Source organism: Kosakonia sp. N21, from assembly GCF_050587465.1.
Classification (GTDB): Bacteria; Pseudomonadota; Gammaproteobacteria; order Enterobacterales; family Enterobacteriaceae.
Genome location: NZ_JBOBHR010000009.1, coordinates 164267 through 183532 on the forward strand (window position 1 = coordinate 164267; position 19266 = coordinate 183532).

At 56.1% G+C, this 19266-nt stretch carries 21 protein-coding genes; 5 read left to right on the forward strand and 16 right to left on the reverse strand.

Annotation, left to right across the window (positions count from 1 at the left end; all coding sequences use genetic code 11):
- Nucleotides 1-157: 157 nt before the first annotated feature.
- The 6 genes from ACQ3G7_RS20320 to ACQ3G7_RS20345 all read right to left on the reverse strand — a co-directional run bounded on the left by ACQ3G7_RS20320 (nt 158) and on the right by ACQ3G7_RS20345 (nt 3899).
- The gene (locus ACQ3G7_RS20320; RefSeq protein WP_430891629.1) at nt 158-517 is read right to left on the reverse strand and encodes an endonuclease domain-containing protein; all 360 of its coding nucleotides are present in this window, start codon (nt 515-517) and stop codon (nt 158-160) included.
- A gap of 74 nt (nt 518-591) precedes the next feature.
- Nucleotides 592-1728, reverse strand: a complete 1137-nt coding sequence (gene hemW, locus ACQ3G7_RS20325; RefSeq protein ID WP_430891631.1) for a radical SAM family heme chaperone HemW — start codon at nt 1726-1728, stop codon at nt 592-594.
- Complete coding sequence (locus ACQ3G7_RS20330; protein ID WP_263099365.1) at nt 1721-2314, reverse strand: XTP/dITP diphosphatase; 594 nt, start codon at nt 2312-2314, stop codon at nt 1721-1723. The genes hemW and ACQ3G7_RS20330 overlap by 8 nt, the downstream gene beginning before the upstream one ends.
- Nucleotides 2315-2322: 8 nt before the next feature.
- Nucleotides 2323-2613, reverse strand: a complete 291-nt coding sequence (gene yggU / locus ACQ3G7_RS20335) for a DUF167 family protein YggU (RefSeq protein ID WP_263099366.1) — start codon at nt 2611-2613, stop codon at nt 2323-2325.
- Nucleotides 2610-3176: a YggT family protein gene (locus ACQ3G7_RS20340; protein ID WP_263099367.1), complete on the reverse strand. Its 567-nt coding sequence runs from the start codon at nt 3174-3176 to the stop codon at nt 2610-2612. The genes yggU and ACQ3G7_RS20340 overlap by 4 nt, the downstream gene beginning before the upstream one ends.
- Nucleotides 3177-3194: 18 nt before the next feature.
- Entirely contained in the window at nt 3195-3899 is a 705-nt protein-coding gene (locus tag ACQ3G7_RS20345) for a YggS family pyridoxal phosphate-dependent enzyme (RefSeq protein WP_430891634.1), read from the reverse strand.
- A gap of 17 nt (nt 3900-3916) precedes the next feature.
- Here ACQ3G7_RS20345 and ACQ3G7_RS20350 point away from each other — a divergent pair, with 17 nt between their 5' ends.
- On the forward strand, nt 3917-4897 hold the full coding sequence (locus ACQ3G7_RS20350; protein ID WP_430891636.1) for a type IV pilus twitching motility protein PilT: 981 nt from the start codon (nt 3917-3919) through the stop codon (nt 4895-4897).
- On the opposite strand, the gene ACQ3G7_RS20355 is transcribed toward ACQ3G7_RS20350, so the two are convergent.
- On the reverse strand, nt 4894-7155 hold the full coding sequence (locus tag ACQ3G7_RS20355) for an FAD-dependent oxidoreductase (protein WP_430891638.1): 2262 nt from the start codon (nt 7153-7155) through the stop codon (nt 4894-4896). The two genes, ACQ3G7_RS20350 and ACQ3G7_RS20355, sit on opposite strands and share 4 nt — an antisense overlap.
- A gap of 67 nt (nt 7156-7222) precedes the next feature.
- Here ACQ3G7_RS20355 and ACQ3G7_RS20360 point away from each other — a divergent pair, with 67 nt between their 5' ends.
- Nucleotides 7223-7915 carry an IclR family transcriptional regulator domain-containing protein gene (locus ACQ3G7_RS20360; protein ID WP_430891640.1) on the forward strand — a complete coding sequence of 231 codons (693 nt, stop codon included), beginning with the start codon at nt 7223-7225 and terminating at the stop codon, nt 7913-7915.
- A 164-nt stretch (nt 7916-8079) separates the two neighbouring features.
- Here the strand turns inward: ACQ3G7_RS20360 and ruvX are convergent, their stop codons facing one another.
- From ruvX to metK, 8 genes are all read right to left on the reverse strand, one after another.
- Nucleotides 8080-8496, reverse strand: coding sequence for a Holliday junction resolvase RuvX (gene ruvX / locus ACQ3G7_RS20365; protein WP_061493214.1), 417 nt, complete (start codon nt 8494-8496; stop codon nt 8080-8082).
- Nucleotides 8496-9059, reverse strand: a complete 564-nt coding sequence (locus ACQ3G7_RS20370; protein WP_263099373.1) for a YqgE/AlgH family protein — start codon at nt 9057-9059, stop codon at nt 8496-8498. The genes ruvX and ACQ3G7_RS20370 overlap by 1 nt, the downstream gene beginning before the upstream one ends.
- 122 nt (nt 9060-9181) lie before the next feature.
- Nucleotides 9182-10129 carry a glutathione synthase gene (gene gshB, locus ACQ3G7_RS20375; RefSeq protein ID WP_430891643.1) on the reverse strand — a complete coding sequence of 316 codons (948 nt, stop codon included), beginning with the start codon at nt 10127-10129 and terminating at the stop codon, nt 9182-9184.
- A 13-nt stretch (nt 10130-10142) separates the two neighbouring features.
- A complete protein-coding gene (gene rsmE, locus ACQ3G7_RS20380) occupies nt 10143-10874 on the reverse strand; it encodes a 16S rRNA (uracil(1498)-N(3))-methyltransferase (RefSeq protein WP_263099374.1) in 732 nt (243 codons plus the stop codon).
- Nucleotides 10875-10970: 96 nt separating this feature from the next.
- Entirely contained in the window at nt 10971-11669 is a 699-nt protein-coding gene (gene endA / locus ACQ3G7_RS20385; protein ID WP_430891645.1) for a deoxyribonuclease I, read from the reverse strand.
- An 87-nt stretch (nt 11670-11756) separates the two neighbouring features.
- Nucleotides 11757-12263 carry a SprT family zinc-dependent metalloprotease gene (locus tag ACQ3G7_RS20390; RefSeq protein WP_430891647.1) on the reverse strand — a complete coding sequence of 169 codons (507 nt, stop codon included), beginning with the start codon at nt 12261-12263 and terminating at the stop codon, nt 11757-11759.
- Between the two features lie 74 nt (nt 12264-12337).
- A complete protein-coding gene (locus ACQ3G7_RS20395) occupies nt 12338-13732 on the reverse strand; it encodes a sugar porter family MFS transporter (RefSeq protein WP_430891649.1) in 1395 nt (464 codons plus the stop codon).
- 402 nt (nt 13733-14134) lie between these two features.
- Nucleotides 14135-15289 carry a methionine adenosyltransferase gene (gene metK / locus ACQ3G7_RS20400; protein WP_263099378.1) on the reverse strand — a complete coding sequence of 385 codons (1155 nt, stop codon included), beginning with the start codon at nt 15287-15289 and terminating at the stop codon, nt 14135-14137.
- 421 nt (nt 15290-15710) lie between these two features.
- On the opposite strand from metK, the gene yqgG reads away from it, so the two are divergent.
- The 3 genes from yqgG (at nt 15711) to speA (ending at nt 18114) form a co-directional block, all read left to right on the forward strand.
- A complete protein-coding gene (gene yqgG, locus ACQ3G7_RS20405) occupies nt 15711-15857 on the forward strand; it encodes a small protein YqgG (RefSeq protein ID WP_430891651.1) in 147 nt (48 codons plus the stop codon).
- A gap of 89 nt (nt 15858-15946) precedes the next feature.
- Entirely contained in the window at nt 15947-16129 is a 183-nt protein-coding gene (gene yqgB, locus ACQ3G7_RS20410; protein WP_430891653.1) for an acid stress response protein YqgB, read from the forward strand.
- A gap of 8 nt (nt 16130-16137) precedes the next feature.
- Nucleotides 16138-18114 carry a biosynthetic arginine decarboxylase gene (speA, locus tag ACQ3G7_RS20415; RefSeq protein WP_263099380.1) on the forward strand — a complete coding sequence of 659 codons (1977 nt, stop codon included), beginning with the start codon at nt 16138-16140 and terminating at the stop codon, nt 18112-18114.
- Between the two features lie 71 nt (nt 18115-18185).
- Here the strand turns inward: speA and loiP are convergent, their stop codons facing one another.
- Nucleotides 18186-18944, reverse strand: coding sequence for a metalloprotease LoiP (gene loiP / locus ACQ3G7_RS20420; RefSeq protein WP_430891655.1), 759 nt, complete (start codon nt 18942-18944; stop codon nt 18186-18188).
- Nucleotides 18945-19266 lie beyond the last annotated feature (322 nt).

Consider the following 19266-nt stretch of genomic DNA (forward strand, 5'->3'; position numbering starts at 1 on the left):
CCAAGGGGAGAGGGAACTGTCCGGAGCGGGTTTTCTCCCCAAGGGGAGAGGGGACTGTCCGGAGTAGGTTTTCTCCCTAAGGGGAGAGGGAACTGTCCGGAGCGGGTTTTCTGCCCGGGGAGAGGGGGGAGTTAGCGCGGTTTTCCCCCTCTCCCTTTCAGGGAGAGGGCCGGGGTGAGGGTAAAAGCATCTGTAATACTTCCAAAATTCTCATCAACACCCCCTCCTCATTCCTCGCCAGCTCATTATTCCAGAAACGCAGCACCAGCCAGCCCTCAGCCTCCAGCCAGCGTGTTCTGCGGCTATCGTAACCACGTTGTTCGTCATGTTGCCCACCATCCAGTTCAATGACCAGACGAGCCTCACAACACGCGAAATCCACGATCCATGGGCCAATCGGATGCTGGCGGCGGAACTTATAACAGGCAAAACGGCGGCTACGTAACTGCCGCCATAGTTGGCGCTCATGTGGCGTTAATGCTTTGCGAAGGGCGCGGGCATGCGTGATCTTTTCCATCCCGCCATTCTGTCAGCGCTCTCCTTGCGCTAACAGAACGTGATCAGCGTTTTGCGAACCGCTTTCCAGAGAGATTATTCAGCAAGGAAAAGCTCAAGGAGCGAGTTTAAAAACAACTTACCGTGCTCGGTTATCTGCCAGTTATCATCGCACTCGGTCAGATAATTGAGCGCCAGCGCGCGATCCAACTGGGGACGGATAGTGCTTTCGCTTAAGCCCGTATAACGAGAAAACTCAGCGCGTGGTGCGGGCTCAAGCAGGCGAAAACGGTTCATAAAGAACTCGAACGGTTTGTCCTCTGTTTCCACGTCGTGCTGCTTATCCAGATAGTTTCCCTGCATATAACCGCGAGGGTGGCGCGTCTTCGCGGTTCGCAGAATGCGCCCGTCCGGGAAAGTCACTTTGCCATGCGCGCCGCAACCAATGCCCAGATAGTCGCCAAAACGCCAGTAATTAAGATTGTGCTGGCACTGATAACCCGGCTTGGCATAGGCCGAGGTTTCATATTGCTGATACCCGGCAGCCGTGAGGATCTGATGGCCTTGCTCAAAAATATCCCACAGTGCATCGTCATCCGGCAGGACCGGCGGGCGAGAGCCAAATAGCGTATTGGGCTCGATGGTGAGCTGATACCAGGAGAGGTGCGGTGGGTTAAGTGCAATGGCCTGGCGCAGATCGTCCAGCGCCTCTTCCAGCGACTGATCCGGTAAACCGTGCATTAAGTCGAGGTTAAAGCTGCGCAACCCAAGCCCGCTGGCCAGGCGCGCCGCCCGTTTGGCTTCTTCCGGCCCGTGGATACGCCCGAGGCGCTGGAGTTTGGTTTCGCTAAAGCTCTGTACACCAATGGATATACGGTTGACCCCGGCGCGCTGGTAGTCGACAAAGCGATCCGCTTCGACGGTGCCAGGGTTGGCTTCCATGGTGATTTCCGCATCGGCAGCCAGCGGAAGCCTGGCGCGCACGCCATCCAGCAGGGTTTGCATTGCCGGGCCGGACAACAGGCTCGGCGTACCGCCGCCAATAAAAATGGTCTTTATTTCACGTCCCTGCGCCCAGGGAACATCGGCATCCAGATCGCGCAACAGATGCTGCACATAGTCATCGTGCGGGACTTCCCCTTTTAGCGCATGGGAATTGAAATCGCAGTACGGGCATTTCTGCACGCACCAGGGAATGTGAATATAAAGGCTCAGAGGCGGCAAATCAGCCATTACGCAGTGCTTCCAGTAACAGTTTCAACGCCTGCCCGCGGTGGGAAATGGCGCTTTTTTCTTCGCGGGTCAGTTCCGCAGCGGTTTTGCCCTCGGAAGGGACAAAGAACACCGGATCGTAGCCAAAGCCGCCGTTACCCGCCGGCTGACGGGCAATGACGCCCGGCCAGGCACCGTGGCACACCAGCGGGGTCGGGTCGTCTGCATGGCGCATATAGACCAGTACACAGTGGAATTGCGCCTGACGTTGAGCATCCGGGACATCCTTCAGGGCTTCGAGCAGCTTTTCGAGGTTCTGCTGATCGCTGGCGTCAACGCCGGAATAGCGCGCGGAATAGATGCCCGGCGCGCCGCCAAGTGCGTCAACCGCCAACCCGGAGTCATCGGCAATCGCCGGTAAGCCGGTGAGTTGCGCCGCGTGGCGGGCTTTCAGGATCGCGTTTTCAATAAACGTCAGCCCGGTTTCTTCTGCTGATTCGACGCCCAGCGTGGTTTGCGCCACCACATCAAGGCCGAAATCATTGAGCAGCGAGGCAAGCTCGCGCACTTTACCGGCATTACCGGTAGCGAGGACAACTTTCTGCATAGCGGATCCTAATTTATCAGCGCCGCGACTTCTGTCGGGATCTGTTGCGGATGAGTGATTTTAATGTGTTTGTGGCGGCCCAGTTCGCCTTTTTCAATCACGACCTGGTTTTTGGCTACGCGGAACTGCTTTGCGAGATACTTAACCAGGTGAGCATTGGCCTGGCCGTCCACTGGCGGGGCGGTGATGGCGACTTTCAGTTCGTCGCCATGCAACCCGATGATACTGTCCCGGCTGGCTTTCGGCTGAATGTACAGCCGCAAAACCAGCCCGTCTTCGCAAACGAGCACGGCACTCATAGCGCCATCCACAGCCCCGGCAGCAGGATATTGCCAGTGGATTGCAGCACTTCGGCAACCCCCATATTGATGACATACAGTAGCAGCACCAGCACCATTGGCGAGAAATCGATCCCGCCCATTGCTGGCAGCAGGTTACGGATTGGGCGCAGCAACGGTTCGGTCAACTGCATTAACGCGTATTCCACCGGGCTACGTCCCTGGCTGATCCAGCTCATAATCGCCATCACCAGCAGTACCCAGAAAACCATCTGGCCGACTGTCTTCAGTAAAATCAGCAGGGCGGAGATCCAGATAATCGGCTGGAAAGTCACCACCATAAACAGCACGATCGCTTTGATAAAGCTAAGAATAAAGGCTATCAACAGCGATGCGCTGTCAATCGGCCCAAGCGACGGCAGAATGCGGCGCAGCGGCCCGACAATCGGCTGCGTGGCTTTCACCACGAACTGCGAAAACGGGTTGTAAAAATCGCAGCGTGCCCACTGCATCCAGACGCGCAACAGCAGAACCATCGTATAGAGTTCAATGACCGTCGAGAGCAGGAAAGTCAACGTCTTCATGGCGTTCCTCAGTTTTCCTTAATTTTTTGTGTAATCGCGCGCACCAAAAATGGCCGTTCCGATGCGCACCATGGTGCTGCCAGCCGCAATGGCGGCGGCCATATCGTCTGTCATGCCCAACGACAGTGTATCCACCGTTGGATAGCGGGTTTTCAACGCCTCAAATGCTACCGCCATTTGCTGCGCGACGGCAAACTGTCGCTGATACTCTGCTTCCGGCGCGGGAATCGCCATCAACCCGCGCAGGCGGATCCCCGGTAATTCCACGACCTGCGCCGCCAGCGCATCCAACTCGCTGAGTGCGATGCCGGATTTGCTCTGCTCGTCGCTGATGTTGATTTGAATCAGCACGTTCAGCGGTGCAAGCGTTGCCGGGCGCTGCTCGCTTAACCGACTGGCGATACGCAGCCTGTCTACGGTATGGCACCAGTCAAAATGCTCGGCAACCAGACGACTTTTGTTGGACTGTAATGGACCGATAAAGTGCCATTGCAGACCTTCAATGCCGGCTTCCTGAAAATGGCGGATTTTATCCACCCCTTCCTGAACATAGTTTTCGCCAAAGGCGCGTTGCCCGGCGTCAATAGCCTCTGCGACGGCGCTCGCAGGTTTGGTTTTGCTCACGGCAAGTAGAACAACGTCCTCTGGAGCACGGCCGCAACTCGTTGCCGCAGCGGAGATTTTGTCCCGGACCTGTGCCAGGTTATGTGCGATATCGTTCATGATTCCAGGGTGGCTATATGGATATAGAAAAAATAGTGGAGCTTAGTGTAAAGCATAATGTCTCGGATCTACACCTGTGCAGTGGGCGTTCTCCACGCTGGCGGCAACAAGGGCGGCTGGAGCCTGCGCCTTTTCCCTGTCCGGACATCGCCGCGCTCATTAACAGGCATCTTAGCGAAACGCTGCAAAGCCAGTGGCGGGAGCAGGGGCAGGTGGATTTTGCGCTCACCACCGCCAGCGGTCTGCGTTTGCGCGCCGGGGCGTTTGCCCGTCATGACGGTATCTCACTGGCGCTGCGGTTATTACCGCAACGCTGCCCGCAACTCAGCGAACTTGATGCGCCTCAGGCGCTTGCCGGGTTGCTCGCGCAGGAACACGGTTTGATTCTGGTGACCGGCGCTACCGGCAGCGGTAAATCGACAACGCTTGCTGCAATGGTTAATCACCTTAATCAGCATCTGGACGGGCATATAGTAACGCTTGAAGATCCGATTGAGTGTGTGCACACCAGCGAACGTTGCTTAATCCAGCAGCGGGAGGTCGGTCTGCACTGCCCATCATTTGCCAGTGGACTGCGTGCGGCATTGCGTGAGGATCCGGATGTGATCCTGCTTGGTGAGTTGCGCGACAGTGAGACGATCCGGCTGGCGTTGACGGCGGCGGAGACCGGGCATCTCGTGCTGGCGACGCTGCATACGCGCGGTGCGGCGCAGGCGGTGGAGCGGCTGGTGGATGCTTTCCCGGCGCAGGAAAAAGACCCGGTGCGCAGCCAGCTTGCCGGAAGTTTACTGGCGGTGCTGGCGCAAAAACTGGAAGCCGATAAACAGGAAGGACGGGTAGCGCTGTTTGAACTGCTGGTGAATACCCCGGCATCGGCGAACCTGATCCGCGAAGGCAAGACGCATCAACTGCCCGGTGTGATGCAAACCGGGCAGCAGGCGGGGATGATGACATTTGCGCAAAGCCGCCAGCAACGCGAACAGGCGGGGCGGCTTTAGCTCACGTTCAGGGAGTAAACCGCCGGGAGCGCACCTGCCGTGGCGAGGATCTCCAACCGGATGCTTGTCACCGTGAGCGGTTCGGCCAGGCGGTGTTGGCACACGGAGTGGTGATTCGTCTTAACCTCGGCCAGCAACCGATCATCTGCCCACAAGCGGTAGTGCGTAATGCAGTGCGGCGTCACGGCATAGGGGTGACCCATTTGTACCGACTCCATGGCGTTGTCGAAGTCGTTATCCTGCACCAGCGTTAGCTGTTGCAGCGACTGCGGCGTACGCCAGCGCCAGATGATTTCAGGCGCATTGTCGTCTGCTGCCGGGCTCCAGGCATTGATTTGCTGTTCCGGGCGCAGGCGACCATTCAGAACATTTTGCGCCCCCCACTGTGCTAACGGCTGGCTGACTCGCAGGGCGGGCATGATCTGTTGCGGGTGGCGGCGCGGTAACCAGAAGTCGAACTCATCGACGCCGTAATCGCCGTCTGCCAGCTGGCGAGTATGTTTCGCTACGCGGGCATTCAGGCTGTTAAACACCGTCATCATTCCAGGCAGATGGGTGTCGGTCAACGCGATCTCCACGCTTTCCCGGGCGTCAAACGCGAGGAACAGGTACTGGTCGCGATCGCTTTGCCAGTTAAACGTTAGCGTGTACTCACCTTCGCCAGGGGAAAGATGCAGTACGCACTCGTCATACTGGTCGTCCGGTGTGAAATTCCCGGCGCGTTTGCTACCCAGCAGCGACACCGCCAGTTGCTGCTGGGTAGCGGAACGCAGGCGCAGCGTAATCTCCGGCAATGGTGCGCCTGCCTGCACCGGTAGCAACAGCGCCATCCGTTCCGCCAGCGGTTGCCACTGGCCATTCGGCGCGAGCTCCGTGAGTTGGTACTCACTGCTGGCGCTGACTGTTGCACCCTGCGCCGGGTCGCTCAGCCAGTGGCGCGGAATGTAACAGCCATTACGCTGCAACTGCTGCTGCAGCGCGCTGATATGCTCAGGCCTGGCCAGCTCGCGCGGGGTAAGATTATGCGTCTTGCACAGTGCGGCGGCGCGGCCCACCGCTTCGCCCAGCAGACCGCAGGTGCACATTACGCGCGCGCTGCCGAAGGCCACATGAGAGGCGGAAATCAACCGCCCGGTCAGCAGCAAATTATCCAGTGTGCGGCTATAGAGACTACGAAAGGGAATAGTGTAAGTACCTTTACTGTGGAACTGGCGGCAGCCGTCATGGGTGCTGTAAACGCCATCTGCCGGGTGCAAATCAATAGACCAGCCGCCATAGGCGACGGCGTCATAGTGATCGCGTTGCTCAATAATGTCCTGCTGGCAAAGCAGGTGGTCGCCCACAAAGCGGCGGCTTTCCCGTTTGCCGGGGATCGCACCGACCCACTCAATGGTCATGTTCGCGGCCTCCGGAAACTGGCCCGAATTTTTAATATGATCCCAGACGCCCCAGACGATTTTCCACAGCTCCCATTTGATCTCTTCGCTTTCATGCACGGTATCGAGACGCCCGCCCCATTCCAGCCACCACAGATCGCAGCCGTTAAGGGTCGACGTAAGTCGTTTGTAACGCGGGATGTCGGTAATGTCTTTCAGCGCAAAAGAAGGGGGGATGAAATTGACCGGGCCGGCAGTTTGCTTGGTATAGAAATAAATCGAGTGCCCCAGTTTATGACCGAAGTTATCGCCTGGCGCCATCTTTTCATTCAGCTCTTCCGCCTCTTCTGCGCCTTCCCGATATTCCGCCCCGGCGAGAAAACCCAGCACGCCATCGCCCGTGGCATCGCAAAACTGGTCTGCACTGACGATATAAAACGTTTCATTAATCGGGTTAAAGGCGCTGACCTGTGTTATGTGCTGTTGCTCTTTTTCCACCTCATAGACGGCTGTGTTCAGCAAGAGCGTGAGACCCCGCTGAGTTTTCGCCAGGTCCAGCAGTACCAGATCGAACATCACCGGGTTACCCTCTTTATTACGCCAGAGGTTCTCCTCCATGATCTCGCCCATAATGCCGCCTTCACGCGCCCAGCGGTTATTATTCCCCATATGCGACGTCGCGCCATTGGCCCACAGGCGCACCTCGCTGGAGGCGTTGCCGCCCAGCACCGGCCGGTCCTGGATCAGCACAACCTGCAAGCCGTCACGCGCGGCGGCGAGGGCTGCGCACAGCCCTGCCAGCCCGCCGCCTGCGACCAGCAGGTCGGCATGCAGGTATTGTGTCGGAAAGCTTCTGGCGGCGGATTGGGGAAAGATTTTCATAACCTTGTATCCTTCTTTACTGACGGTAAAATCGACTCTTTGAGCAACCTGAGAAGCGAACCCTGCTATGTCTTCACAACCGAACCAAAGCCTGATTGACGGTATTCGCTGCCTGCAGTACCTGGTGTCCAGCGGCCGTGCTATTGGCTGTCGCGAGCTGGCGCGCCTGATGGGGATCAACACCACCCGCGTAAACCGGTTATTGATGACCATGGCCTCTATCGGCCTGACCATGCAGGATGCTCAACGACGCTATTTACCCGGCCCCGGTATTCACGCACTGGCCGCTCAGGCCATTCGCGGGTCGGCACTGTTCTCCCATGCGCTCCCCTTGCTGGAACGCTACGCCCCGAAAGATATCGTGGTCGCAATGGCCGTGCTGTGGGAGGACCAGGTGATTTATATCTATCACTCCGAACCCGGCAGCCAGGTTAGCCAGGCGTTGGCCGGTTTCCATATGCTCCCTGCCTGGCAATCCGTGATTGGCATGTCTCTGCTGGCGGCGGAAAGCGATGACGATCTGCGAAAACGCTTTACCGATGAGCAATGGCGGCAGCTTGGCCCGCACGTTGCCCAGCAGCGCGAGCAGGGGCATGTCGTCTGGCACCATGACGACGGCGAAATCTCTATGGCGCAGCCTCTCGGCGCTCACTCTGCCGCACTGGCGTTCGCCGGAATGTGGCAGGTAAACGAAACGGTGGTGGAAACGCGCCTGCAGGAACTTCACACGCTGGTAAATCGTTTGACGGAAAAGCCCTGACGCCACTCACATAGCTTGATATGTTTCTTTTATAGAAACGCTGCGAGAAATGCAAAAAGCACAGGCTGAATTTGTGAGCACGATCGGCAGAAAGCCGCGGATGATGCGCGGCTTGATGAGGGGGGTAAAGACGTTATCGACGGCGGAGTCCGCCCCTGACGGGATCAGAGGTTCTGTTCGAACCAGCTTTCGAGGATGATGACGGCGGAAGCCGAATCCACACTGCCTTTATTGAGGGCGCGGAATCCCCCGCGCTCAAACAACCCGGAGCGGGCTTCGACGGTGCTGAGCCGTTCATCATGCAGCTTGATCTGCACGCCGAAACGGCCATGTATCTTATTGGCAAAGTTACGCGCCCTGGCCGTCAGCGGCTGTTCTGTGCCGTCCATATTCAGCGGTAAACCGACGATCACGGCTTCCGGTTGCCACTCTTTTAACAGCTTTTCGATGGCGCTCCAGTTCGGCGTGCCATCCTGCGCTTTCAGTGCGGTCAGCGCCCTGGCGGTGCCTGTAATGCGCTGCCCAATGGCTACGCCAATGCTTTTAGTGCCAAAATCAAAGGCTAACAGCGTTCCGCTCATCAGGCGTGCCCCGCAACACCCGGCATGGTGGAGATATCAATGCCGATAAGTTTTGCCGCTTCACGCCAGCGATCGGCGATAGGCGTTTTAAACAGGATGTTAAGATCCGCCGGGGCGGTCAGCCACGCATTATCGAGGATCTCCTGCTCCAGTTGCCCTTTTTCCCAGGAGGCATAGCCCAACGCGACCAGCACTTCGCTCGGCTGTTCCGCAGTACCCAGCGTTTCGAGGACATCGCGCGAGGTGGTCACGACGGTGTTGTCAGAGACGCGGATGCTGGAGGAGAAACTGGCGGGCGGCGTGTGCAGTATAAAACCACGATCTTCCGCCAACGGGCCGCCGAGCAGCACCGGTTTATCCAGACGGATCGACGGATCGCGAGACTCTGGCTGGATTTTGAGTTTTTCCAGCACGCCATCTACTTTCAGGTTTTCCAACGGCTTGTTGATGACAAGCCCCATCGCGCCTTCGTCGTTGTACTCGCAAATATAAACCACGGAGCGCCGGAAGAGGGGATCCTGAAGAGCAGGCATGGCAATAAGAAAGTGATGCTGTAAATTCATTGTCAGAGGTTCTGTTTCCTGGTTCAAAAAAGCGACAGTCTAGTATGCGGTGAAAGCAGAATGCTGTCACTAGCCAAACCTGGCAGGATACGGGTTCCTTCCCGTATCCTGGGCGTTGAGGCTTATTTACCCAGACGTTTCTCGATGGCGTCCATCAGCATGCCGGTGATCGAGATCGGGAATTCAGCTTCAATTTCACGTACGCAGGTCGGGCTGGTGACGTTAATTTCAGTCAGACGATCGCCGATAATATCCAGACCAACAAAAATCAGCCCTTTCGCTTTCAGCGTCGGGGCGACTTTACGGGCAATCGCCCAGTCGCTTTCGCTCAGTGGGCGAGGTTCGCCGCGACCGCCCGCCGCCAGGTTGCCGCGGGTTTCCCCCCCTTGCGGGATGCGCGCCAGGCAGTAAGGCACCGGCTCGCCATCCACAACCAGCACACGTTTGTCGCCATCTTTAATGGCCGGCAAATAGTTCTGCGCCATGCAGTAACGGTTGCCCAGTTCGGTCAGGGTTTCGGCAATCACCGACAGGTTTGGATCACCTTCTTTCACGCGGAAAATCGAGGTGCCGCCCATCCCATCCAGCGGTTTGAGAATAATGTCGCCATGCTTCTGCCAGAACGCTTTCAACTGCGCTTTGTTGCGGGTAACCAGCGTTTCCGGGGTTAATTCCGCGAACCAGGCGGTGAACAATTTTTCGTTACAATCGCGCAGGCTTTGCGGCTTGTTGACGATCAGCGTGCCTTTCTCTTCAGCACGTTCAAGGATGTAGGTCGCGTAAATGTATTCGGTATCGAACGGCGGATCCTTGCGCATCAGAATGGTATCCAGATCGGCGAGCGGAATATCCTGCTCGCTGCCGAATTCGTACCATTTGTCGTAGTTTTGCTCGACGGATAGCTTACGGGTGCGCGCGAGGGCTTCGCCATTGATCAAGTAGAGATCGGCCATTTCCATATAGTGCAGCTCATAGCCGCGGCGCTGTGCTTCCAGCAGCATGGCGAAGCTGGTGTCTTTTTTGATGTTAATGTCCGCGATGGGATCCATCACGATGCCGAGCTTAATCATTTTGCTTCTCCTCTCAACCCAGGTCGCCAAAGCGTACCTGAAGCGCGGTGATGGCGGTAAGCGCCGTGGTCTCTGTGCGTAGTACGCGTGGCCCTAACAAAATATCCGTGAACTGATAGCGTGCGGTCATGGCAATCTCATCGGCAGTTAACCCGCCCTCCGGACCAATCAGCAGCCGCACACGTTCCACCGGCAACGGCAGGGTATTGATACTTTGGCTGGCGCGCGGATGCAGGTTCAGCTTCAGGCCGGTATCCTCTTCGGCGCACCAGGCCTCCAGATCCATCGCCGGGCGAATTTCCGGAACGCGGTTACGCCCGCATTGCTCGCAGGCGGCAATCGCAATCTTCTGCCACTGCTGCAGCTTCTTGCTCAGGCGTTCGGCATCCAGTTTAACGCCGCAGCGTTCAGAAAAAAGTGGCGTAATGAGGCTTACCCCAAGCTCAATGGATTTCTGGATGGTGAATTCCATTTTTTCGCCGCGGGACATTACCTGCCCGAGGTGGATATGCACCGGCGATTCCCGGTCGTCCACATCGGCGCGAAGCACATTCACCCGCACGCTTTTTTTATCCGCATGGACGATTTCCGCCTCGAAGACCTGGTTCGAACCATCAAACAACTGAATCGCCTGGCCCGGTCCCATACGCAGCACGCGGCCGACATGGTTTGCCGCGTCCTCACTGAGTGCGATTTCGCCGCCAGGCTGGATGCGTTCCGGATGATGAATGCGGGGAGTGCGCATAGTATGAAATTCCATGTGTGGGGCGGCGCGGTCTATTCCCTCCGCCATAGAAGGGGGAGGGCGCGCCTGCAAATAAATAATTGCCGCTAGTGTAGGTTAGCTCTTTCGCGCCATGCAAGCGCGCTGCACGTACGGATTATGGTTGCCCTGTACGCTGGCGATGCGCGCATCGCGTTCGCACTCCCAGTCGGTCACCGGGTACTGTTTATCCCAGGCGGTAAACAACTGCGTTTGCTGGCGTGAAAGCGTAATTTGATACTGGTCGCGCATATAGAAATAGGTGCGGGCAATCGCGCCGCGGGCGCGTACCGGCGGTTCGGCGAGTTTGGCTTTAAAATCGATTTTCATGGCGCACTGGCCGTACTGACCCTCACCACCGTTCCACTGGCTGTACATAAAGTTGCCGCGATCGCCGTTCACCTCGCCTACCGCGGGTTGCAGGTTATGCATATCGCTTTCGATTTTGCGGTACACCGGATCTTTCGCGCAGTTCTGCCGTCCGCCGTCCTGCCAGCACTGGCGCTGGTGGCCGAACTGCCAGGCCGGCATGACATGCTCCCACTCGATACGGCTGGCGCGGTTTTCGTTCTTCCGCACCTGATAGCCGCAGGAGGCGAGATCGACCACGCCTTTTTTCCCCTGCCAGTTAATTTTACACCCGCAGTAGAAGTCTCCCGGCGCATCGGCGTTCACTTTGACGCCTGCCGCTTTGGCCTGGGCAAAACTGTTGATCCCGTCTGCGGCCAGCGCAGGAACGGCAATAAGAGTCAATAAAAGTGAGAAAAGACGAAACATGGCGAACTCCCTGTCAAAACGAGTCCGCAACGTAACGGAAGGCGTTGCCTGATGCAATCAGTAAGAGCAGAAAACTTCTTAATAGATTCAGTTACTCGCGTCGGCAATCAGCGGTTCGCCGCAGCGAACGCAACGGTAAACGGCTTCGCCGCGTACCACCCGGTTATGTCTGCGCACGGTTAACTGGTGCTGCTGGCATTTGCAGCGGTAGGGAAAAGTATTGCGCCGTACGGATTCCAGCTCGAACTGATGGGTGCGTCTGGCGGGAACACCCAGTACGCCTTCCATCATCCATTTCCACTCTTTGCCATGAGGTGCGACACGGCCAAAGTGTTTCCACACCAGCAGATGCGCCAGTTCGTGAGGAACCACCTCGTCAATAAATGCCTGTTCGTTTTCCAGTAATAACACCGGATTTAGCCGGATTTCGTAATCCGCCAGCCAGGCAGTACCCGCGGCCGTACCGCGCTGTTGATAAATGAGTTTAGGCTCCGGGTAATTGCGCCCCAGTTTTTGGTTTGCCTGGGCGAGTTTTTCTCGCAGGCTGCGCATGACGGCTTGTTGCGTGGCGATGGGAAGGCGGGGTGTTTTCATAGTTGCAGAGCATAGGATGGGCGAAGCGGGAGTGCAAGGGGGGAAGGCTTCCTCCGGGGAGGAAGCCTTCAGGGTTAGTTGTGGGAACCAATTTCGCGCAGCGGGCGACCGCGCATCAGATTGCGTTCGATATGCTCCAGAGAAACGTGTTTGGTTTCCGGTACCAGCCACAGTGTCAGGACGATAAACAGCACATTCAGCGCGCCATATACCCAGAAGGTGTTGGCATTGCCCAGCGAATTGAGCATGGTCAGGAACGTCGCGCCGACAATCATATTGGCAATCCAGTTGGTTGCTGTTGAGCAGGTGATACCAAAATCGCGGCCTTTCAGCGGCTGGATTTCGGAACACAGTACCCAAATCAACGGACCGGCGCTCATGGCGAAGCCAATGATGAACATCAACAGCATCGCAACCGCGAAGTACTGCGCCGACGGCGAGTGAATGCCCAGATGCAGCATGGTGCCCAGAATGCCCATACCGGCCGCCATCACCAGGAAGCCCAGCACCAGCGTCGGTTTACGTCCCCAACGATCCACAAGGCCGATCGCAATAAACGTCGCCAGTACGTTGGTCAGACCAACAATCACCGTGCCCCACATCTGCTCGGTGGTATTGGTGTAGCCCGCCAGTTCGAAGATTTTTGGCGCGTAATACATGATGACGTTCATCCCGGTGAACTGCTGCATCACCTGTAGCAAGACACCAAGAAACACGGCGCGGCGGAAGTTGCTGTTCTCTTTGAACAGCGACCAGCCGGTCTGTTTGACCTGCAGGCTTTCGCGGATCTCTTCGAGTTCGTTTTTTGCTTCAGCGCTGGTGTCGCGCAGGCGCAACAGCACGCGTTCCGCATCGTGGAAACGGCGTTTTGCGGCAAACCAACGCGGGCTGTCTGGCAGGAAGAAAACGCCAATCAACAGCAGGATAGCCGGAATAATGATCACTCCCAGCATCCAGCGCCATTCACCGCTGTAGCTGAACGCCGTATCGGAAAGATAAGCACCGAGGATACCGATGGTGATCATCAACTGATACATGGAGATCATGCTGCCGCGGATTTTTTCCGGGGCAATTTCCGACAGATAGAGCGGTGCGGTGTAGGAGGCGACGCCCACGGCAAGGCCCAGCAGTACGCGGGAGATAATCAGCACGTCAACGTTCGGCGCAGCGGCGGAACACAGCGAGCCGATCACAAAAAGTACGGCGCCGATCATCAGGCTTTTTTTACGGCCGAGACGCCACGAGAGCCATCCGCTGCCGACAGCGCCCACGGCGGCGCCGAACATCATCGAACTGACCACCCACTCCTGGGTATGTGAGCTAATTTGAAAATCATCTGTGATAAAGGGCAGTGCGCCCGCGATCACGCCAATATCCAGGCCAAAAAGCAATCCCGCCAGTGCTGCGAGGAAACAGACAAAGAAGGTCATTGCCTTGTTTGAACGCCCCTGTTTTTTCGTGTCAGGCATTATGCCCTCCATTGATGTCATTGGTTTTATCGGTGTCAAAGGTAGGTCAGGAATACGCAAAAATATGTGATTACTATCACACGAGTGTAATCGGTTACATTACGAGCATGGATGCAATGTAAATAAAAGTCATAAATATTATAGAATTACTGAAGAGTGAATGTGAGGTGGTTGACGAGATTTCAGACTAAACCGAAGCATTATGTAACAATCATCAGTTTTCTGCTTTTCAAAGAGAGAATTCTGATTTTTTACCGAAACAGTGTGATGTAATCGCTTTCATTCGGAGGGGCGATGAGCTAAGTGGGTATCGGCGTTGAGAAAAAACGTGTTGGGATGAAGGGCGGAGAATATAAAAAAGGCCAGCACGAGGCTGGCCTTAAAACCGAAATTGCCAGAGGATTATTTCAGACCAGCAGCTTCACGCAGCGCATCCGCTTTGTCGGTTTTTTCCCACGGGAACGTTTCGCGACCAAAGTGACCGTATGCGGCGGTTTGTTTGTAGATCGGGTGCAGCAGATCCAGCATCTGGATCAGACCGTACGGACGCAGATCGAAGAATTCGCGCACCAGCAGGATCAACTGCTCGCTGGCGATTTTCTCGGTACCGAAGGTTTCCACCATGATGGACGTCGGTTCCGCCACGCCGATAGCGTAGGAGACCTGGATCTCACAGCGGTCAGCCAGGCCCGCAGCAACGATGTTTTTCGCCACGTAACGTGCAGCATAAGCGGCGGAACGGTCAACTTTAGACGGATCCTTACCGGAGAATGCGCCGCCACCGTGACGCGCCATGCCGCCGTAGGTATCAACGATAATTTTACGCCCGGTCAGGCCACAGTCGCCCATTGGGCCACCGATAACGAAACGGCCAGTCGGGTTGATAAAGAATTTGGTGGATTCATTCAGCCACTCAGACGGCAGGATCGGCTTGATGATCTCTTCCATCACCGCTTCTTGCAGGGATTTCTGGTCGATATTCTCTGCATGCTGTGTGGACAGCACGACCGCATCGATGCCGGCAATTTTGCCGTCTTCATACTGGAAAGTGACCTGGCTTTTCGCGTCCGGGCGCAGCCACGGCAGGGTGCCGTTTTTACGCACTTCAGCCTGACGCTCAACCAGACGGTGCGCATAGGTGATTGGTGCAGGCATCAGCACGTCGGTTTCATTGGTCGCGTAACCAAACATCAGTCCCTGGTCGCCTGCGCCTTGTTCCAGCGGATCGGCACGGTCAACGCCCTGGTTGATATCCGGAGATTGTTTACCAATCGCGCTCAGTACGGCGCAAGAGTTGGCGTCAAAGCCCATGTCGGAATGCACATAGCCAATTTCACGGACGGTATTACGAGTGATCTCTTCGATATCAACCCATGCGCTGGTGGTAATCTCGCCACCCACCAGCACCATGCCGGTTTTGACGTAAGTTTCACACGCAACGCGCGCTTTCGGATCCTGCTCGAGGATCGCATCCAGCACGGCGTCGGAAATTTGGTCAGCGATTTTGTCAGGATGCCCTTCGGAGACGGACTCGGACGTAAAAAGGTGTTTTGCCATATGTTGTTTTCACCCTGGAGTAATACGGTTAGCTCGAATTCTGCGTCTGGATATGCCTTCGCGGTGGCGCCGCGGGGACTGCAGGTTATGACGCAAAAGTCTAAGTGTTAATCAATATAGACGGATTAACATCTGGATGGCTATTCTAGGTTACTTCTTGACCCTATTGCCAGCGCTTTTTGATGTTCGCCACTTCCTGTCACAAATAGTGACGGAAAATTTTCCTGGCAATGCGTCAAACACAGCTTTTTTATTTTGCATTTTCACCCCGTTGTCGGTATAAAACGCCGCGCGCGGCTCACTTACAAAAAGCGCACGGCAAAAACGCTGTGTCGCCACTTCCAGCCGGGTTAAGCAGTGAATTTAATGGCTTGGGCTTGTCGCGGGTTGTAAAAGGCTTGCGTGGAGGTGATACGAGATAATGAACCGTTGTTTTCCGCAGAAACTGTTGCGTCGTTCTGACGCATGTTTATTCCCCACTACCTGCATTTCTAATCTGCAAACCAGCCGATGTTATACCCATTTCGGCGCTTCTCAGGACTCCAGAGCCGGTAAGGCGTTGCGATAACTGAACAAGGGCTCTCCTGATAAATCAGGAGTTTTCTCGTGGTTTCGCCGGACTGTCATACTTAAGTTCGGAACGTGTTTTACAATGATATGAACAAGAAACCGGTCGCACAGCCGGCGCTTCAGCATGACATGCTGAGCATTCAGGCTGTTTATGGGTTGTTATCGCTATGTGTCACTGCGATAGTAGTCAACTGTTTTGTATCCGTTGCATTTTACCTGGCAGCCCTCGGGCGCGGTGAAAGCAACAGGGTATACACTTTCTTACGTTGAGGTTCGCTATGTCTGACGACATGTCTTCGGTTTCGCCTTCGTCAGCAGGCGAACACGGTGTATTACGTTCCATGCAGGAGGTGGCGATGAGCTCCCAGGAAGCCAGCAAGATGCTACGTACTTATAACATTGCGTGGTGGGGTAATAATTACTACGACGTCAATGAGCTGGGGCATATCAGCGTTTGCCCGGACCCGGACGTACCGGAAGCCCGCGTTGACCTGGCGCAACTGGTAAAAGCGCGCGAAGCGCAAGGGCAGCGCCTGCCTGCGCTGTTCTGTTTCCCGCAGATCCTGCAACACCGCCTGCGCTCGATTAACGCCGCTTTTAAACGTGCGCGTGAATCCTACGGCTACAACGGCGACTATTTCCTCGTCTATCCGATCAAGGTGAATCAGCACCGTCGCGTGATTGAGTCGCTGATCCATTCCGGCGAACCGCTAGGGCTGGAAGCCGGTTCCAAAGCGGAGCTGATGGCGGTGCTGGCGCATGCGGGGATGACCCGCTCGGTGATCGTGTGTAACGGCTATAAAGACCGCGAATACATTCGCCTGGCGCTGATTGGCGAGAAGATGGGCCACAAGGTCTATCTGGTGATTGAGAAAATGACCGAAATCGCCATCGTACTGGAAGAAGCAGAGCGTTTGAACGTGGTGCCGCGTCTTGGCGTGCGTGCGCGTCTGGCGTCGCAAGGTTCCGGTAAATGGCAATCTTCCGGCGGCGAGAAATCCAAATTTGGTCTGGCAGCCACCCAGGTTCTGCAACTGGTGGAAATTCTGCGCGAGCGCGGACGTCTGGACAGCATTCAACTGCTGCACTTCCACCTCGGTTCGCAGATGGCGAACATCCGCGATATCGCGACCGGCGTGCGTGAATCCGCGCGTTTCTACGTTGAACTGCATAAACTGGGCGTGAATATCCAGTGCTTCGACGTTGGCGGCGGTTTAGGCGTGGACTATGAAGGTACGCGTTCGCAGTCGGACTGTTCGGTGAACTACGGCCTGAACGAATATGCCAATAACATCATTTGGGCGATTGGCGATGCGTGTGAAGAGCATGGCTTGCCGCATCCGACGGTGATCACGGAATCCGGTCGCGCCGTGACTGCGCACCACACAGTGCTGGTGTCCAATATTATCGGCGTGGAGCGCAACGAATACACGCAGGCGACAGCGCCTGCTGATGACGCACCGCGTGCCTTGCAAAGCATGTGGGAAACCTGGCAGGAGATGCATGAGCCAGGCACGCGTCGTTCGCTGCGCGAATGGCTGCACGACAGCCAGATGGACTTGCACGATATCCATGTCGGTTACTCTTCTGGCGCTTATAGCCTGCAAGAGCGCGCCTGGGCTGAGCAGCTCTATCTGAATATGTGCCATGAAGTGCAGAAACAGCTGGATCCGAGCAACCGTGCCCATCGTCCGATTATCGATGAGTTACAGGAGCGTATGGCGGACAAAATGTACGTCAACTTCTCGCTGTTCCAGTCGATGCCGGATGCCTGGGGGATCGATCAACTGTTCCCGGTATTGCCGCTGGAAGGGCTGAACCACGCGCCGGAACGTCGTGCGGTACTGCTGGATATTACCTGCGACTCCGACGGCGCTATCGATCACTATGTGGATGGCGATGGGATCGCCACCACCATGCCGATGCCGGAATACGATCCGGATAACCCGCCGATGCTGGGCTTCTTTATGGTTGGCGCGTACCAGGAGATCCTCGGGAACATGCATAATCTGTTCGGTGATACCGAAGCGGTTGATGTGTTCGTTTTCCCGGATGGCAGCGTGGAAGTAGAGCTTTCCGATGAAGGCGACACCGTCGCGGATATGTTGCAGTATGTGCAGCTCGATCCGAACACCCTGCTGACGCAGTTCCGCGATCAGGTTAAACAAACCGGCCTCGAAGATGCGCTGCAGCAGCAGTTCCTCGAAGAGTTTGAAGCCGGACTGTATGGCTACACTTATCTGGAAGACGAATAAGGTTTTCCGGTGACTGCTGGCTGTCAACGCACGACGTAAAAACAGGGAGGCACTCGTGCCTCCCTGTTGCGTTATTTAATACCATCTGCCGCCATACGGTCGCGAATATGCTGCGCGCGCTCGGCGGAGGCCGGGTGATCGTCAAACATTGAACTCTGCCGACCCTCTTCCATTTTCGCCAGTTTTTCAAAACTGGTTGCCAGCCCTGACGGATTGATACCGCGTTTGCGCAACAAATCGTAAGAGTAGTCATCCGCTTCGGATTCCTGGCGCTGGGAGAACTGTGAATTCACCAGTTGTTCGCCCAGTGCGCCAAGCTGCGATTGTGACAAACTGCCGACAATGCCGCCCGCGGACGCCGCTGCTGCACGTAACGCATTGGTTCCCAGCGCAACCTGCATACCTTTCTTCACATGCCCCAGCGCAACGTGGCCCATTTCGTGGCCAATCACCGCTTCGACTTCGTTGTCGGTCATCATGTCCATTAGCGCGCTGTAGACACGGATGCAGCCATTGGCCATTGCAAAGGCGTTCACATCCTTCGCCACGTAAACCTTATAGTTCACCGGCTGGCCGTTGATATTGTCGCCGAGGGCGGCGGCTATTTTGCTCAGGCGCTGGCTATATGGGCTGCTGGCCGGCGCAATGCTGGCTTTACCGTCCATCTGTTTACAGGCATCGTCGCTCAGTGCTTTAACCTGAGCATCACTCAGGGTGTAAGCCTGGAAGGCTTCCGCCCCCGAGCTGAGAAAACCGCCGGAGTCCATATTCTGGCAACCGGCAAGCAGGGTTGTCATTCCCAGGGCAAGTAATGCTGGGCGAATTTTCATGTGTCATCTTCCGCAATGGTGAGTCATTTCTGATTATGCACCGGGGTCATGCGAACCGGTGGTCTGCGTAAGTATAAAGAAGAGCAGGAAAGGCGAGCGAGGAGATTGCGCAACATGCGAGCAGCTTCCGGAGATTTCTGAACAGGTAAAAGGATGCTCCATATACATGACCAGCCGCTTGGGTTACATTGTTGGCACTTTTTTCCGGCGTAGCCCAAAACGCGCTGTCGTCAAGTCGTTACGGGCACGGCCCTTAATCGTCCGATCTGGAGTCAAAATGTCCTCACGTAAAGAGCTTGCCAATGCTATTCGTGCGCTGAGC

What these genes read in the sequence shown, in the direction of transcription:
- ACQ3G7_RS20320 (WP_430891629.1), bottom strand. Translation starts at nt 517, where the DNA reads ATGGAAAAGATCACGCATGCCCGCGCCCTTCGCAAAGCATTAACGCCA.
- hemW (WP_430891631.1), bottom strand. Translation starts at nt 1,728, where the DNA reads ATGGCTGATTTGCCGCCTCTGAGCCTTTATATTCACATTCCCTGGTGC.
- ACQ3G7_RS20330 (WP_263099365.1), bottom strand. Translation starts at nt 2,314, where the DNA reads ATGCAGAAAGTTGTCCTCGCTACCGGTAATGCCGGTAAAGTGCGCGAG.
- yggU (WP_263099366.1), bottom strand. Translation starts at nt 2,613, where the DNA reads ATGAGTGCCGTGCTCGTTTGCGAAGACGGGCTGGTTTTGCGGCTGTAC.
- ACQ3G7_RS20340 (WP_263099367.1), bottom strand. Translation starts at nt 3,176, where the DNA reads ATGAAGACGTTGACTTTCCTGCTCTCGACGGTCATTGAACTCTATACG.
- ACQ3G7_RS20345 (WP_430891634.1), bottom strand. Translation starts at nt 3,899, where the DNA reads ATGAACGATATCGCACATAACCTGGCACAGGTCCGGGACAAAATCTCC.
- ACQ3G7_RS20350 (WP_430891636.1), top strand. Translation starts at nt 3,917, where the DNA reads ATGGATATAGAAAAAATAGTGGAGCTTAGTGTAAAGCATAATGTCTCG.
- ACQ3G7_RS20355 (WP_430891638.1), bottom strand. Translation starts at nt 7,155, where the DNA reads ATGAAAATCTTTCCCCAATCCGCCGCCAGAAGCTTTCCGACACAATAC.
- ACQ3G7_RS20360 (WP_430891640.1), top strand. Translation starts at nt 7,223, where the DNA reads ATGTCTTCACAACCGAACCAAAGCCTGATTGACGGTATTCGCTGCCTG.
- ruvX (WP_061493214.1), bottom strand. Translation starts at nt 8,496, where the DNA reads ATGAGCGGAACGCTGTTAGCCTTTGATTTTGGCACTAAAAGCATTGGC.
- ACQ3G7_RS20370 (WP_263099373.1), bottom strand. Translation starts at nt 9,059, where the DNA reads ATGAATTTACAGCATCACTTTCTTATTGCCATGCCTGCTCTTCAGGAT.
- gshB (WP_430891643.1), bottom strand. Translation starts at nt 10,129, where the DNA reads ATGATTAAGCTCGGCATCGTGATGGATCCCATCGCGGACATTAACATC.
- rsmE (WP_263099374.1), bottom strand. Translation starts at nt 10,874, where the DNA reads ATGCGCACTCCCCGCATTCATCATCCGGAACGCATCCAGCCTGGCGGC.
- endA (WP_430891645.1), bottom strand. Translation starts at nt 11,669, where the DNA reads ATGTTTCGTCTTTTCTCACTTTTATTGACTCTTATTGCCGTTCCTGCG.
- ACQ3G7_RS20390 (WP_430891647.1), bottom strand. Translation starts at nt 12,263, where the DNA reads ATGAAAACACCCCGCCTTCCCATCGCCACGCAACAAGCCGTCATGCGC.
- ACQ3G7_RS20395 (WP_430891649.1), bottom strand. Translation starts at nt 13,732, where the DNA reads ATGCCTGACACGAAAAAACAGGGGCGTTCAAACAAGGCAATGACCTTC.
- metK (WP_263099378.1), bottom strand. Translation starts at nt 15,289, where the DNA reads ATGGCAAAACACCTTTTTACGTCCGAGTCCGTCTCCGAAGGGCATCCT.
- yqgG (WP_430891651.1), top strand. Translation starts at nt 15,711, where the DNA reads ATGAACCGTTGTTTTCCGCAGAAACTGTTGCGTCGTTCTGACGCATGT.
- yqgB (WP_430891653.1), top strand. Translation starts at nt 15,947, where the DNA reads ATGAACAAGAAACCGGTCGCACAGCCGGCGCTTCAGCATGACATGCTG.
- speA (WP_263099380.1), top strand. Translation starts at nt 16,138, where the DNA reads ATGTCTGACGACATGTCTTCGGTTTCGCCTTCGTCAGCAGGCGAACAC.
- loiP (WP_430891655.1), bottom strand. Translation starts at nt 18,944, where the DNA reads ATGAAAATTCGCCCAGCATTACTTGCCCTGGGAATGACAACCCTGCTT.